The sequence below is a fragment of the Gordonia rubripertincta genome, assembly GCF_038024875.1.
GTDB lineage: Bacteria > Actinomycetota > Actinomycetes > Mycobacteriales > Mycobacteriaceae > Gordonia > Gordonia rubripertincta.
This window is the reverse complement of sequence record NZ_CP136136.1, coordinates 1,085,167-1,098,448: the sequence shown is the minus strand read 5'-3', so window position 1 is coordinate 1,098,448 and position 13,282 is coordinate 1,085,167. Positions and strand designations below refer to the sequence as shown.

The 13,282-nt window shown below is 68.1% G+C and carries 13 protein-coding genes; 8 read left to right on the top strand and 5 right to left on the bottom strand.

Going from position 1 to position 13,282, the window contains the following annotated elements; translation table 11 throughout:
* Nucleotides 1-122: 122 nt before the first annotated feature.
* Nucleotides 123-2,147 carry an OPT family oligopeptide transporter gene (locus tag RVF83_RS04910; protein ID WP_005201636.1) on the top strand — a complete coding sequence of 675 codons (2,025 nt, stop codon included), beginning with the start codon at nt 123-125 and terminating at the stop codon, nt 2,145-2,147.
* Between the two features lie 23 nt (nt 2,148-2,170).
* On the opposite strand, the gene RVF83_RS04905 is transcribed toward RVF83_RS04910, so the two are convergent.
* Nucleotides 2,171-3,493 (bottom strand): aspartate aminotransferase family protein, encoded by a 1,323-nt coding sequence (locus RVF83_RS04905; RefSeq protein WP_005201635.1) that lies wholly within the window; start codon nt 3,491-3,493, stop codon nt 2,171-2,173.
* Between the two features lie 134 nt (nt 3,494-3,627).
* Between RVF83_RS04905 and RVF83_RS04900 the strand changes: the two genes are divergently transcribed.
* Entirely contained in the window at nt 3,628-4,245 is a 618-nt protein-coding gene (locus tag RVF83_RS04900) for a maleylpyruvate isomerase family mycothiol-dependent enzyme (RefSeq protein ID WP_005201634.1), read from the top strand.
* A 4-nt stretch (nt 4,246-4,249) separates the two neighbouring features.
* Here RVF83_RS04900 and RVF83_RS04895 read toward each other — a convergent pair whose 3' ends face one another.
* Nucleotides 4,250-4,819, bottom strand: a complete 570-nt coding sequence (locus tag RVF83_RS04895; protein ID WP_005201633.1) for a type 1 glutamine amidotransferase domain-containing protein — start codon at nt 4,817-4,819, stop codon at nt 4,250-4,252.
* Nucleotides 4,820-5,043: 224 nt separating this feature from the next.
* On the opposite strand from RVF83_RS04895, the gene RVF83_RS04890 reads away from it, so the two are divergent.
* Entirely contained in the window at nt 5,044-6,111 is a 1,068-nt protein-coding gene (locus RVF83_RS04890; RefSeq protein WP_005201632.1) for an alpha/beta hydrolase, read from the top strand.
* Here the strand turns inward: RVF83_RS04890 and RVF83_RS04885 are convergent.
* Both RVF83_RS04885 and RVF83_RS04880 read right to left on the bottom strand, forming a co-directional pair.
* On the bottom strand, nt 6,108-7,244 hold the full coding sequence (locus tag RVF83_RS04885) for a hypothetical protein (RefSeq protein ID WP_005201631.1): 1,137 nt from the start codon (nt 7,242-7,244) through the stop codon (nt 6,108-6,110). The genes RVF83_RS04890 and RVF83_RS04885 overlap by 4 nt on opposite strands.
* A 4-nt stretch (nt 7,245-7,248) precedes the next feature.
* A complete protein-coding gene (locus RVF83_RS04880; protein WP_005201626.1) occupies nt 7,249-8,382 on the bottom strand; it encodes a phosphotransferase family protein in 1,134 nt (377 codons plus the stop codon).
* Nucleotides 8,383-8,487: 105 nt separating this feature from the next.
* On the opposite strand from RVF83_RS04880, the gene RVF83_RS04875 reads away from it, so the two are divergent.
* From RVF83_RS04875 to RVF83_RS04865, 3 genes are read left to right on the top strand one after another with little or no spacing between them, the layout of a single operon-like run.
* A complete protein-coding gene (locus tag RVF83_RS04875) occupies nt 8,488-9,117 on the top strand; it encodes a TetR/AcrR family transcriptional regulator (RefSeq protein ID WP_005201623.1) in 630 nt (209 codons plus the stop codon).
* A 58-nt stretch (nt 9,118-9,175) separates the two neighbouring features.
* On the top strand, nt 9,176-9,616 hold the full coding sequence (locus tag RVF83_RS04870) for a CoA-binding protein (protein WP_039881304.1): 441 nt from the start codon (nt 9,176-9,178) through the stop codon (nt 9,614-9,616).
* A gap of 17 nt (nt 9,617-9,633) precedes the next feature.
* Complete coding sequence (locus tag RVF83_RS04865) at nt 9,634-10,410, top strand: hypothetical protein (RefSeq protein ID WP_005201612.1); 777 nt, start codon at nt 9,634-9,636, stop codon at nt 10,408-10,410.
* A gap of 10 nt (nt 10,411-10,420) precedes the next feature.
* Here the strand turns inward: RVF83_RS04865 and RVF83_RS04860 are convergent, their stop codons facing one another.
* Nucleotides 10,421-11,299 (bottom strand): LysR family transcriptional regulator, encoded by an 879-nt coding sequence (locus tag RVF83_RS04860; RefSeq protein WP_005201611.1) that lies wholly within the window; start codon nt 11,297-11,299, stop codon nt 10,421-10,423.
* 99 nt (nt 11,300-11,398) lie between these two features.
* Here RVF83_RS04860 and RVF83_RS04855 point away from each other — a divergent pair, with 99 nt between their 5' ends.
* Complete coding sequence (locus tag RVF83_RS04855) at nt 11,399-11,767, top strand: YybH family protein (protein ID WP_005201606.1); 369 nt, start codon at nt 11,399-11,401, stop codon at nt 11,765-11,767.
* A 115-nt stretch (nt 11,768-11,882) separates the two neighbouring features.
* Complete coding sequence (locus RVF83_RS04850; RefSeq protein ID WP_005201598.1) at nt 11,883-13,277, top strand: phosphotransferase family protein; 1,395 nt, start codon at nt 11,883-11,885, stop codon at nt 13,275-13,277.
* The last annotated feature ends 5 nt before the right edge of the window (nt 13,278-13,282 follow it).

Genomic DNA, 13,282 nt, shown 5'->3' with positions numbered 1-13,282 from the left:
GAGCGACAGGCCGCGTTTGCGCCGGTGCGGCCCTCCGGTCCTAAGGTGGATCGACTGTACTCGAGTGAACCCGGTCCACGTCTCACGCGGCGGGCCGTTCACGACCTGTGTGAGGGGACCTGATGGCGATTACGCCCGCGGCCACGACAAGTCTGCGCGAGCTGACGCTCCGAGGGGTCATCCTCGGCGGGGTCATCACGCTCGTCTTCACCGCGGCCAATGTCTATCTCGGACTCAAGGTCGGCCTCACTTTCGCCACCGCCATCCCGGCGGCCGTGATCTCGATGAGCATCCTGCGGTACTTCGCCAATCACTCGGTGGTGGAGAACAACATCGTCCAGACGATCGCATCCGCGGCCGGCACGCTGTCGGCGATCATCTTCGTGATCCCCGGTCTGGTGATGATCGGATGGTGGACGGGATTCCCGTACTGGATCACGGTCGCCGTCTGTGCGATCGGCGGCATCCTCGGCGTCATGTACTCCATCCCGCTGCGCCGGGCGCTGGTCACGGGATCGGACCTGCCCTATCCCGAAGGCGTTGCGGCAGCTGAGGTGCTGAAGGTCGGTGACTCGGCCGGCGGTGCCACGGAGAACAAGGCCGGGTTGCGCACGATCGTCATCGGTTCGATCGCGTCGGCGGGATTCGCCCTTCTGACGAAGCTCAAGGTTCTGAGCGACTCGATCGCCACGACGATCAAGGTCGGCGCAGGCGGCACCCTGTTCACCGCCGGACTGTCGATGTCGCTCATCGGTATCGGACACCTCGTGGGCGTCACCGTCGGTGTGGCGATGCTCGTCGGCCTGCTCATCTCCTACGGTGTCCTGCTGCCGATCCAGAGCCAGAACCAGGGTGAGGCCGGGGAGTCGCTCAGCGACGTGGTCTCCGGGGTCTTCGCCAACGACGTCCGACTCATCGGTGCGGGCGCCATCGCAATCGCCGCGATCTGGACCCTCATCAAGGTCATGGGCCCGATCGCCCGCGGGATCAAGGGGTCGCTCGCCTCGTCGCGGTCACGCCGCGAGGGCCAGACCGTGGACATCACCGAGCGCGACATCCCCTTCAACATCGTCGGCGGCAGCATCCTGGTGCTGCTCGTCCCGATCGGTCTGCTGCTGTGGGACTTCGTGCACGACACCGTCCTCGAGGGCAGCGCCGCCGGGATCATCGCGGTGAGCATCGTGTTCGTCTTCGTCATCGGTCTCGCGGTGGCGGCGGTCTGCGGCTACATGGCCGGGCTCATCGGCTCGTCGAACTCCCCGATCTCCGGCGTCGGCATCCTGGTGGTCCTCATCGCCGCGCTCCTCATCAAGGCGACCTTCGGTGGCGCCGACTCCTCCCAGACCGACGCCCTGATCGCCTACACGCTGTTCACGGCCGCGGTGGTCTTCGGCGTCGCGACGATCTCCAATGACAACCTGCAGGACCTCAAGACCGGTCAGCTGGTCGGTGCGACACCGTGGAAACAGCAGGTGGCGTTGGTGATCGGTGTGCTCTTCGGCTCGGCGATCATCCCGCCGATCCTCGGGCTCATGTACGACGTCTTCGGCTTCGTCGGAGCCCCCGGCGCCGGCCCCGACGCACTGGCCGCACCGCAGGCGGGCTTGCTGTCGACCCTCGCCAAGGGCGTGCTCGGCGCCGATCTCAACTGGGGCCTCATCGGACTCGGCGCCCTCATCGGCGCGGCCGTCATCCTCATCGACGAACTGCTGGGTCGTGCGGGGAAGTTCCGGCTGCCGCCGCTCGCGGTCGGCATGGGCATGTACCTGCCGATGTCGGTCACTCTCATCATCCCGGTGGGCGCCTTCCTCGGACACTTCTACAACCGCTGGGCCGAACGCAGCGGTGGCGCAGTCGAACACAAGAAGCGCATGGGTGTGCTGCTCGCGACCGGCCTGATCGTCGGTGAGGCCTTGTTCGGCGTGGTCTTCGCGGGCATCGTCGCCGCGACCGGCGACGACTCAGTGCTGGCCATCGTGGGCGACGGTTTCGAGACCTGGGCGCAGATCCTCGGCGTCATCGTGTTCGCCGGCCTCGTCGCCCTGCTCTACGACCGCATCGCCAAGCTCGCTGCCGCCAGCGGCACCGTGCCGGACACGGTTGTCACGGGAGTCGACGACACCACCAAGACCGACCCCAAGGGCTGAGTCCCGAGGGTCGGCCTCGGCGATCAGATTGCCGCCGAGGCGCATTCGGCGATCGCGGTGTCGAGGATGGCGAGGCCGGTGCGGATCTCCTCGTCGGAGGCGGTCAGCGGGGGTGCGATGCGGAAGATCCCGCCCATGCCCGGAAGCTGGACGACGTTCATGTGGAGTCCGAGCTCGAAACACCGTGCGGTCACGGCAGACCCGAGCTGGTCGGCGCCCTGCTTCGTCGCGCGGTCGGTGACGAGTTCGATTCCCTGCATGAGCCCGCGGCCGCGCACGTCGCCCACGCAATCGTGGCGGCCCTGGATCTCGAGAAGTCCGTCGCGCAGAACCGAACCGGCATGTGTGGCACGGGCGTCGAGGCCGTCGCGCTGCAGCACGTCGAGCACGGTCACGCCCACCGCCGCCACCAGCGGGTCGGACACGTGGGTGGTGAAGAACAGGTAGCCGCGGTCGTGGGCGGCCTGCTCGATCTCGGCGGTGGTGATGACCGCGGCGAGCGGTAGACCCGCACCGAGTGTCTTCGACAGGGTGAGGATGTCGGGCACGATCCCGTCGCGTTCGAAGGCGTACCAGGAACCGGTACGGCACAGTCCGGTCTGCGCCTCGTCGACGATCAGCAGCATCCCGCGTTCCTCGCATTTGCGTTTCAGCGCGGCGAAATAACCTGCCGGCGGCTCGATCACGCCACCGGAGGAGAGGATCGGTTCGACGATGCACGCCGCCAGGGAACCGGTCGACTGGGCGTCGATGAGTTCGAAACCGAAGTCGAGCTGGCGCTGCCAGTCGAGAGTGCCGTCGGCATCGGTGAAGTCGGGACGGTAGGGGTTGGGCGTCGGCAACGCGAAGTTGCCGGGTGCGACCGGTCCGTAGCCGGTACGGCCCGCGCTGTAGGTCGAGGCAGCCGCGGCGTGGGTCATGCCGTGCCAGGACCGCGCGAAGGACACGATCTCGTGCTTGCCGGTGACGAGCTTCGCCATGCGGATCGCGGCCTCGTTGGACTCCGCGCCGGTGCTCAGCAGGAGCACCTTCTCGAGTGCGTCGGGCAGCGTCTCCGCCAGGCGGGACGAGAGTTCCAGCACCGGAGGGGAGATCATCCCGCTGAACAGATGATCGAGCTCGCCGATCTGCCGGGTGACGGTCGAGACGATGTCGGGGTGTGAATGCCCGAGGATCGCCGACATCTGTCCTGAGGTGAAGTCGAGGAGGGGTCGCCCGTCTGCCGTGTGGACCCAGCTGCCAGACGCCCGGACGATCAGCTCCGGCGAGAACTGGCCGCCGTAGCGGACGAGATTGCGGGTGTCGACGCCGGTGGTGCCGGTGATGCTGTCGGACTGCGTGGTCATGACAGACACGGTACGAGTGACCGCGGCGCTGTGCGCACCCAGACCGGGCCATGGTGACCTCGCCCACCACGACGGCGAGACGCCGAATATCGTGTGCAGTGCAGTCGGTTTCCGCCGAAGAACCAGGAGACACCATGGCAGTCGAGCAACGGTTGGATGCGGCGATCGAGGACTACCTCGCGGGCGCCGAACACTACCTGGCCCTGGTCGCGCAGGTGGGCCCGCAGCAGTGGGAGGAGCCGGGACTGGGGGACTGGTCGGTGCGCTCCCTCGTCGGACACACGAGTCGCTCCCTGATCACGGTCGCCGACTATCTCGCCGAACCCGAACCGGACGTCGTCGACATCGACTCGGTGGCAGGTTATTACGCCCGTATCCAGGGGCTGGCGTCCTCACCGGAGGTGACCGCCCGCGGCGTCGCCGCCGGAGTCGACCTCGGCGACGACCCGCTCCGGGCGGCGACCGAACGCCGGGACCGCGCGGTCGCGGCGATCACCGGGATCGAGGATCGACGGGTGGCGACCCCGTGGGGCGCAATCCTGTTGTCGCACTATCTACCGACGAGAACCTTCGAACTGGCCGTTCACGGCCTCGACATCGCCCGCGCCATCGGATCGTCGTCGACGCTGCCACGGAATGTGCTCGCCTCGGCCCTGGCCACGGCGGTGGAGGCCGCCGATCTGACCGGCCAGGGCGAGCAGGCGTTGCTGATCCTCACCGGACGCGAGCAGGGGCCGATCTCGGTGGTGTGACCCCTCAGCCGGGCACGCGGCTGTGGGCGAACTCGGCCACGATCGCGGCGTTGAATGCCGGCAGGTCGTCGGGCTTACGGCTGGTGATCAGCACGCTGTCGCCGCCTCGACACGTGACGACCTCCTCGTCGACCCAGTTGCCGCCGGCGTTGATGACGTCGGTCTTGATGCTCGGGAACGAGGTGAGGGTGCGTCCGCGCACGACGTCGGCCTCGATGAGCGTCCACGGCGCGTGACAGATCGCCGCGACGGGCTTGCCAGCCTCGAAGAAGCCGCGCACGAAACGAACCGCCGGCGACGACGCGCGCAGGAAATCGGGGTTGGCGACACCGCCCGGGAGGACCAGGGCGTCGAAGTCGGCGATGCGGGCGTCTTCGAGAGTCCGGTCGACGGGAAAGGTGTCGGCCTTGTCGAGGTGATCGAACGCCTGGATGGTGCCGGAGTCGGTGGAGACGAGCACCGGCTTTCCGCCGCAGGCCTCGATGGACTTCCAGGGTTCGGTGAGCTCCACCTGTTCGGCGCCCTCGGTGGCCACCAGGAATGCGACGGTGACGTTGTTGAGTTCTTCGGCCATGGTGTCTCCTCCTCGTATGCACAGGCGGGGTCGGGGGTGCTCCGTCGTGCGGGCTGATCGATCCGACCGCGTCTTGATCGCAGGCACACGGCGGAGGCCGCGCTGCCTGGATCGGACATACCCACACACGCTCGGCCCCAACCGTGACGCGCGTCGGCACACCGTGTTGAATGGCCAGCGATCACGGCTCCGCGGGGGCGGATGAGGTGAAGGGGGAAGCTGTCATGGCCGGTCTCGACGGCGTCGCGAAGCTGCTGCATCTGGCGCGCGGTGGGGAGGTCGGGGAACCCCACGAAACCCCGAACACCGTGCTCGAGGACGCGCCACATCGTCAGTTGCGGCGCTACGGCAGCGTCGAGCAACTGACGTCGGCCCGCCGGTCGTCGCAGCGACCGGTGCTGCTCGTCCCGCCACTGGCGGTGTCCACGGACTGTTACGACCTCGCGTCCGGCCTCAGCGTCGTGGAGTACCTGCTGTCCACTGGCCGGGTGCCCTACGTGCTCGACTTCGGGGACATGAGCCGGGACGACCGGCACCTCGGGTTCGCCGACTTCTTCGCCGACATCGTCCCCGGTGCGATAGCCGCGACCCTGGCGGATTTCGACGAGGGGTCATCGGGCGGCGGCGGTGTGGACCTGCTCAGCTGGAGTCTCGGCGGCACCATCTCGTTCCTGACCGTCGCCGCCGACCCGGCTCTGCCGGTGCGGTCCATCACCGCGGTCGGTACCCCGCTGGACTATGACCGCGTCCCGCCGTACCCGCTGGTGAAGACGCTGATGCGGCCCCTCGGGCCCAAACCGGTGTCTCTCGCGCTGCGGGCTCTGGGCGGTATCCCGGCCCTTCTCGTGCGTACCGCCTACCGCGGTACCGCCTGGCAGCGCGAGCTCAAGAAACCCGGCTACATCATCCGCAACGCCGACGACACCGAGGCCTTGACGAGGATGAAGGCCATCGACCGCTTCCAGGACACGATGCCCGGTTACCCCGGCAAGGCGTCCGAAGAGATGTGGGAGAAGTTCATCATGCACGGCGACCTGGCCCGCGGCGTGCTGACCTTCGACGACGTCACGGTCGAGTTGTCGAAGGTCGCGGTGCCGGTGCAGCTGTTCGGCAGCCACCGCGACGCCATCGTCAGCTGGGAGGCCGCCCACCACGGCGTCGACCTGTTCACCGGGTCACCGCGCGTCGAGTTCACCACCGTGGAGACCAGCCATCTCGGGCTCATCGCCGGATCGGCCGCCGTCGAACAGACGTGGCCGCGGATCGACGAGTTCCTGTCGAGCCTGGACTAGGGGGCGACGCTCAGCCAGTCGGCGAAGCCCGACGGGTCGTGACGGCCGAGCGCGCCGTGCTCGAACAGGCCCCAACCGGTTCGGGTCGTGCCGTCGCCTTCCCGGCAGGTCGCCCGTCCGACGTGGTCGATGACGCCGAACGGCATGCGCCCGATGATCTCCGGGCTGGTCATGTCGTAGGTGAGGCGCTCGGTGAAGTCCTCACCGCGCCAGACGCCGTGGAGCCAGTCGGGATCGCCGCCGTACCCGCCGCCGACGTGGATCGGGACGGGCAGCAGTGACTCCGCCTCGAACGTCACCACCGACCCGTCCGATGCGGTGGCGGAAATGGTTGCACCGGTGGGAATCCGGGTTCCCGAGGCGTAGTGCACCGAGATCCTCGGCCAGCCGAGTTGTTCGACGCGGCCGTCCTTCCACACGCGGGAGCAGTCGTTGAGGGTGCGGAACCCGTTCGGGTCCTCCTGCACGATGAGGACGAGCTGGAAGTCGTCGAAGGCCATCGGCACGTACAGCCACCACATGCCCTCGAAGGGCGGATCTGCCGGTCGCCCTGCGGGTTCCGGTTCGCCCACCGGCCGGATGCCCCAGGACCGGTCGCGGGTCCCGATCCACGTCGACGGGTCGACCGCGATGTGTTCGCCGTCGACGGTGATGGACCCGCGCCAGGTGCCGACCTGGGCGAAGCGTTGCGCGTCGAGCGTGACCTTGGTGCCCTGCCTCATGATGTGGGGTTGCTCCAGGAGTGGGTCGAACAGGCCTTCCCAGTGCAGGTCGACGGCGATGCCCTCGGTCTCGGCGAGCGTGAGATGCAGTGTGCGCAGGGGCTCGTCGACAGACAGTCGGTACGCCCCGACATGCTGGTCGAGTCGGTCGCCGTCGATGGCGTCGGACAGGTGCACCGCGGTCTGGGTGTCCGGGCCGTCTTCCTGCCGGCGTCGGATCAGGACGAAGGCATCCTTGACCCCGAGGTTCGGGTAGTAACCGATGCCGGTGATCAGGAAGATGTTGCCGCTGCGATCGTGGGCGTTGAGATAGGCGCGGTCGTAGAAGTTGCGGTCGGAATTCGCCGGCCAGGCGATCGGTTGCGGCAGTTGATGAATCGGGAACTCGTCGAGTGGTCCGAGACCGGACATGGGATCAGCCTTCCTCGAGCAGACGGTCGAGCAGCGGACGGTGGTAGAAGAGCGTGCCGTCGACGTCGTCGGGCCGCTCGAGTTCGCCGAAGTGCACGCGTCGGGCGCCGGTGCGCATGAAGACGCAGCACCACTGCACGGCGGCGTAGACGTAGAACCAGCGCAGGTCGCCGAGTTCGGCCCCGGTCCGTTCCCGATAGGTTGCGCGGACGTCCTCCTCGCGAAGAAGGTCGGGGAGGCCGGGCAGCCCGGCCATCGTGGCGAGCTCCTCGAACACGCTGTGCGCGAAGATCACCCACGCCACATCGAGTTCCCGCGGGCCGATCTTCGCCATCTCCCAGTCGAGCACGGCGGTGGGTTCGAAGTCGACGAACATCATGTTGCCCAGGCGGGAGTCGCCCCACGACAGCACCGGGTCGGCGGAGGCGGCGTCGTCGGGGAAGTTCGCAGTGAGCCACTCCAGCGCCCGTTCGACGAGGGGCGAGCGGCCGATGCCCTCGACCGAGAGGTCGTACCAGTCCTGCAACCAGGCGAGCAGTCGCGCCAGGGTCGAGTCCCCTGCGGGCAGGTCATCGAGCAGGAAACCGAAGTGCTCCGCCGCGTCGGGGATGGCGTGCAGGTCGGCTATGACGTGGACCGCGGCGTCCTGCGCACGGCGTCGATCGACGGGAGTCGCGTCGGCAAACCAGTTGTCGCCGAACGTGTACGGCATGACGTCGGGCGGCACGTCGCCCTCCAGACGGTCCATGAGGAAGAACGGTGCGCCGAGCAGCGATCCCGTCGGCTCGAGGTGATGCACGCGCGGGACCGGGACGTCGGTCAGTTCGGCGACCTTGCGCATCACCTCGAACTGATGGTCCATCCGGTAGGTACGGAACACGGGGATGTCGCCGGCGGCGGGTGCCATCCGCATCACCCACTCGCGGGTGTCCGAGCCCGGCCAGGTCGCGGTGACCGGGATGGTCTCCGACGACATGCCGTTGGCGTCGCCGCCGGCGGCCACCGTCACCTCCGGAGTGGTGTCGGGAGAGTCGGGTTGTTCGGCGAGCCAGGACGCGAGGACGTCCGGAACCGACGTTCTGTCCCTGCTGGAGCGTTGTAGATGGTCGATGTGTTCGACGGCGGGCTCGGTGGCCACGGGCACCCCCAGGATTCGCTACGGTGAGTAGCGTAATGACAGCAGACAGGTCGCGGACCCCGCAGCGACTTCGGCAAAATCGCGACTGCGACGAGAGTTGGTCTCATGGACGCTGGACCCGACGGGGCTGGTCTCGCCGCCGGCCTCGACGGCGCGGGACCGGTCGAGGCGACAGCCGGGCGGCCCCGCGACGCGCGGATCGACTCCGCGGTGCTCGACGCCGCGGCCCGACTCGTCGTCGAGGTGGGTTATCACCGCCTGACGATGGCCGCGATCGCCGAGCGGGCGGGCACCACCAAGACGGCGCTGTATCGGCGATGGTCGGGTAAGGCCGAGCTCGTACACGACGTGGTGTTCGCGCAGATGACACGTCTACCGCCGTCGAGCGGCGAGATGGAGGCCGATCTGCGGTTGATGGTCGACGCCGCTCGAGACCTGTTCGCCCGACCGGTGACCCGTGTCGCGCTGCCCGGCCTGATCGCGGACATGTCCGCTGACCCGGCTCTCGCCGCCCGCGTCCACGCCGGTTTCGCCGCGGTGTTCGGGGGTGTGCGCGAGAGACTGGTGGTCGCGGTCGAGCGCGGCGAGGTGCACCCCGACGTCGACCCCGACCGTCTCATCGAGGTGGTGGGCGGATCGGCGATGCTGCACGTACTTCTGCTGCGGGACCAGGATTTCGACGACGACTGGGCAGAACGATTGGTGGCCATCGTCCTTCACGGCGTGATGCGCTGACCCATCCGATCGCCGGTGACGTGGCAAATCGTCCGGCGTGGGCACCTACACTCGCTCCATGGCTACCCAAGACTCCGCCGACACCCGCACCACGGACGAGATCGTCGAGAAGATCCTGTCCACCTACGACACCATCACGGTGGTCGGTGCCAGCGCCAACACGGCCAAAGCCGCCAACGAGGTACCCGCGCACATGAAGCACCTCGGGTGGCGGATCATCCCGGTCAACCCGACCGCCGACGAGATCGTCGGCGAGAAGGTGTACCGGTCGCTCACAGACATTCCCGAACAGGTCGGCCTCGTCGACGTGTTCCGCCCCGGACCCGAATGCGCCGACGTCGCGCGCGCCGCGGTCGAGGCCGGCGCGACCGCGCTGTGGCTGCAGCTCGGAATCCGCTCCGAGGAGGCACGCAAGATCGCCGAGGACGCGGGACTGCTCTACGTCGAGGACCGCTGCTTGATCATCGAGCAGCGGCGCACGGGCATCGTGCCCGCATGATGAGGAGTGAATGAACGGTGGAGTTCCTCGATGATCTGACCCATCAACGACTTCCACTGTTCCTGCTGTTCGCGTCCTTCACGGTGACATTCGTCGTGACGCGGGTGATCACGCGCCTGATCCGTGCAGGCAAGGGGCCGTTCAAGAACAACGTGTCCGATGGCCTCCACGTCCACCACATGGTCCCGGGGCTCGCCCTGATGATCGTCGGGGCGTTCATCTCCGTCGGCGTGAACGGCGTCGAGCCGGGTGCGTCGATCAGTGCTGTCCTGGTCGGGATCGGCGCATCGCTGGTGCTCGACGAGTTCGCGCTGATCCTCCGTCTCCAGGACGTGTATTGGTCACGCGAAGGCCAACTCTCGGTGCAGGTCGTCGCCCTGACGGTGGCCGCCCTGGGGATGGTCATCCTCGGCTTCAACCCGTTCAACGTGGAGGCGGACGTCGAGTTCGGCCCCATCGCGTTCGCCCTGACCGCACCGATCAACATCGCCGCCGCCATCTTCTGCGTCGTCAAGGGCAAGTACTCGACCGCGATCGTCGGCGTCTTCATCCCGATCTTCGCCTGGTCCGGCGCGATCCGACTGGCTCGACCGAAGTCCCCGTGGGCGCGTCGCCGGTACTCACCGGAGAAGTTGGCGAAGGCGACTGCTCGGGCGCAGAAGTTCGACCATCGTTGGGGCCGACGCGGATTGAGCATCGGCGACTGGATCGCGGGCGCACCCACCGATGATCCGGTGGACCGGGCCGTTCGGGAGAAGCCGACGGACGAGACCGGGGACGCGCTGGCGAGCTGAGTCCGCCGCGTCAGCCCGGACCGAGGCCGAAGGCCTCGTGGGCGACGTCGACGAACCGTCGCGTCGCGGGAGACGGATCGCTTCTCCACAGGAAGCCGAGTCGTGCGCGGACGTCGACGCCCTCGATCGGCAGGCCGGTCACCCGATCGTCCGCCGCGGCGATGGATGCACTGAGGATGCCGGTTCCCATGCCGCCGCACACCAATTCAACGATCGCGTCGGGAGACGACGCCTCGATCGCGGGTCGGATGGGACCGCCCTGCGCGACTGCGGCGTCGTCGAAGACGGCCCGGATACCCGCGCCGCGCGGCAGGCAGATGAGAGACCGTTGGCGCAGGTCCGCAAGCCCGGTGGAGGCGCTGTGCTCGACGTCGGCCGGGACCACCGCGACGACGGGTTCGGCGATGACGGTGAGTGATTCGATGCCGCGCGGCAGCTCGTCGCCGTAGCCGGCCAGCGCCACGTCGAGACTGCCGTCGACGACCGAGGAGACCAGTCGATCCGATGGGGCTTCCTGCAGGCTCAGAGCGACTTTCGGATGGGCGGAACCGAAGGTGCCCAATGCGGCGAACAGCGGTGCGATGGTGCACCCCTCGACCATTCCCACCGACAGACTCCCGCGGAGCAGGCCGCGAACCTCTGAAACCGCATCGGTCACCTCTCGGGCCGCAGCCAGAGCCGCGCGAGCTGCGGGGAGGGCGGCCCGCCCGGCATCGGTGAGCCGGACCGACCGTGCGGAGCGATCGAAGAGCGCTGATCCCAGCTCGCGTTCGAGGCCGCGGATCTGTGCGCTGATGTTGGGTTGCGTGGTGTGCACCCGCTGCGCCGCCGCGGTGAAGCTCTCCTCGTCGGCCACGGCGACGAAGTACTCGAGCTGCCGCATCTCCATAACCGAGGATGATACCCGCCATCAAAATCATCACTTGGACTTATTCATGCTGGCGACGCATGGTGAAGGAGCCTTGGAAAGTACCGTTGAAAGGAAGCCATGACCAACCGCGAAACCGCCCGCACCCCCGAAGACCTCACCCGACTCTTCGTCGAGTTCTCCAACGCCGGCGATGCCGACGCCGTCGCCTCGCTCTACCACGAGGACGCGGTCATGGCCTTCCCGCCGGGGCAGGTCACCCGGGGCAGGGCGGCGATCCGGGACCTCTGGGCCTCGGTGCTCGAACACCGGCCGACCTTCGTCGCCGAACCCCCGCTGCCGACGCTCGTCTTCGGCGATGATCTGGCCTTGACCTCGACCCCGCCGCGCGACGGCGCAGGTGCTCGCGCACAGGTCGTCACCCGACGATCCGACGGATCCTGGGTGCGCATCATCGATCAGCCGGAATTCCAGACCCCGGCGCGCTGACGCCGGGCCACCGCGGCCGTTTTTCTGACAGTGGATTCAGCTTCCGTGCTAGCTTCGCTGTGTCGGGGATTACACCGGCACAGCAGTCGATCGGTGCGCGAAGGGACGGGTCTGCGTGGGAGTGCCTGAGGCCGGCGAAGTGGCCGCACGAGTCGCCGAACGGCTCAGCGCGACGCGAGGAACCCCGGTGTCGGTCGAGGCCGCCCGACAACTACCTGCGGGCGCGAGTCGCGCGACCTACGCCGCGTCTCTGGTAGACGCTGCCGGCTCACCCGAACCGATCATCATCCGCGCCGTTCCGGCCGCCGAGGATGACGGCGGACTCGGTGCCGAAGCCGAGGTCCTGCGTGCTGCCGCCGATGCCGGGGTCCCGGTGCCAACAATCCTCGACGCCGGTCTCGACGACGACAGCGTCCTCGGGTTTCCCTATTTGGCAATGAATTTCATCGGTGGCGAGTCGATCCCGCGGCGGATCCTCCGCGACGACACCTATGCCGCAGCGCGCGGCCGGTTCGTCGAACAGTGTGGCGGGATCCTGGCGCGCGTCCACCGTATCGACGCCACACAGACGCCGGGGCTCGAGGAACTCGTCGACCCGGTCGAGGCGCTGCACACGCTGTTTCCGCGTGAGTTCGACGCGATGCCGGCCGGGCTGGTTCTCGCGACCCAGTGGCTCGTGGCCAACCCACCGCCGGCGTCCCCCGGTTCCTGCGTCGTGCACGGTGACTTCCGGCTCGGCAACCTTCTCGTCGACGCCGATGGTGTTGCCGCAGTGCTCGATTGGGAACTGGTTCACATCGGTGACCCGGTCGAGGATCTTGGCTGGCTGTGCGCCAAGGCCTGGCGTTTCGGCGGTTCCGCCCCGGTCGCCGGGATAGGTGGTCGCGCTGCGCTTCTCGATGCCTATGCCGAGGTGGCCGGGTGGCGTCCCACCGAAGGAGCACTGCGCTGGTGGGAGCTGTACGCCACGGTGAAGTGGGGTCTGATCTGCGCGGTGCAGGCCAATCGGCATCTCGACGGCGTCGAACGGTCCGTCGAACTCGCCGCGATCGGACGACGAAGTGCCGAACAGGAATTCGACGCTCTGCTCGATCTCGGGATCGTCTCGCCGGAGGTGGTGCCGGACCCGCTGGACGGTGACACGCCTGGTTCCGACGAGGAGCCGCACGGGTCCCCGTCGTCGCTCGAATTGCTCGGCGCACTCGCCGGATTCCTCCGCTCCGACTCCGTGACCGCCGAGATGTCACCGCAGGTCCGGTTCCACACCCGCGTCGCCGGCAACGTGGTGGACGTCGTCTGGCGCCAGATACTGCTCGGCGCGACCCACGCCGCGGAGTCTGCTCAACGCCTGGCCGCGCTGGGTGTCGCCGATCAGCGCGCCCTGTGCGACGCGCTGCGGACCGGCGAACTCGACGGCGCCGACGAGAAGGTGCGTGCGGCGATCGCCGCCGACGTCCGCGCGCGGTTGCTGGTCGCCAACCCGAAGTACTTCGCGGTCCCGCATCCGTGACCGCG

Coding starts and splice junctions, on each gene's coding strand:
- RVF83_RS04910 (WP_005201636.1), top strand. CDS start 123: ATGGCGATTACGCCCGCGGCCACGACAAGTCTGCGCGAGCTGACGCTC.
- RVF83_RS04905 (WP_005201635.1), bottom strand. CDS start 3,493: ATGACCACGCAGTCCGACAGCATCACCGGCACCACCGGCGTCGACACC.
- RVF83_RS04900 (WP_005201634.1), top strand. CDS start 3,628: ATGGCAGTCGAGCAACGGTTGGATGCGGCGATCGAGGACTACCTCGCG.
- RVF83_RS04895 (WP_005201633.1), bottom strand. CDS start 4,819: ATGGCCGAAGAACTCAACAACGTCACCGTCGCATTCCTGGTGGCCACC.
- RVF83_RS04890 (WP_005201632.1), top strand. CDS start 5,044: ATGGCCGGTCTCGACGGCGTCGCGAAGCTGCTGCATCTGGCGCGCGGT.
- RVF83_RS04885 (WP_005201631.1), bottom strand. CDS start 7,244: ATGTCCGGTCTCGGACCACTCGACGAGTTCCCGATTCATCAACTGCCG.
- RVF83_RS04875 (WP_005201623.1), top strand. CDS start 8,488: ATGGACGCTGGACCCGACGGGGCTGGTCTCGCCGCCGGCCTCGACGGC.
- RVF83_RS04870 (WP_039881304.1), top strand. CDS start 9,176: ATGGCTACCCAAGACTCCGCCGACACCCGCACCACGGACGAGATCGTC.
- RVF83_RS04860 (WP_005201611.1), bottom strand. CDS start 11,299: ATGGAGATGCGGCAGCTCGAGTACTTCGTCGCCGTGGCCGACGAGGAG.
- RVF83_RS04855 (WP_005201606.1), top strand. CDS start 11,399: ATGACCAACCGCGAAACCGCCCGCACCCCCGAAGACCTCACCCGACTC.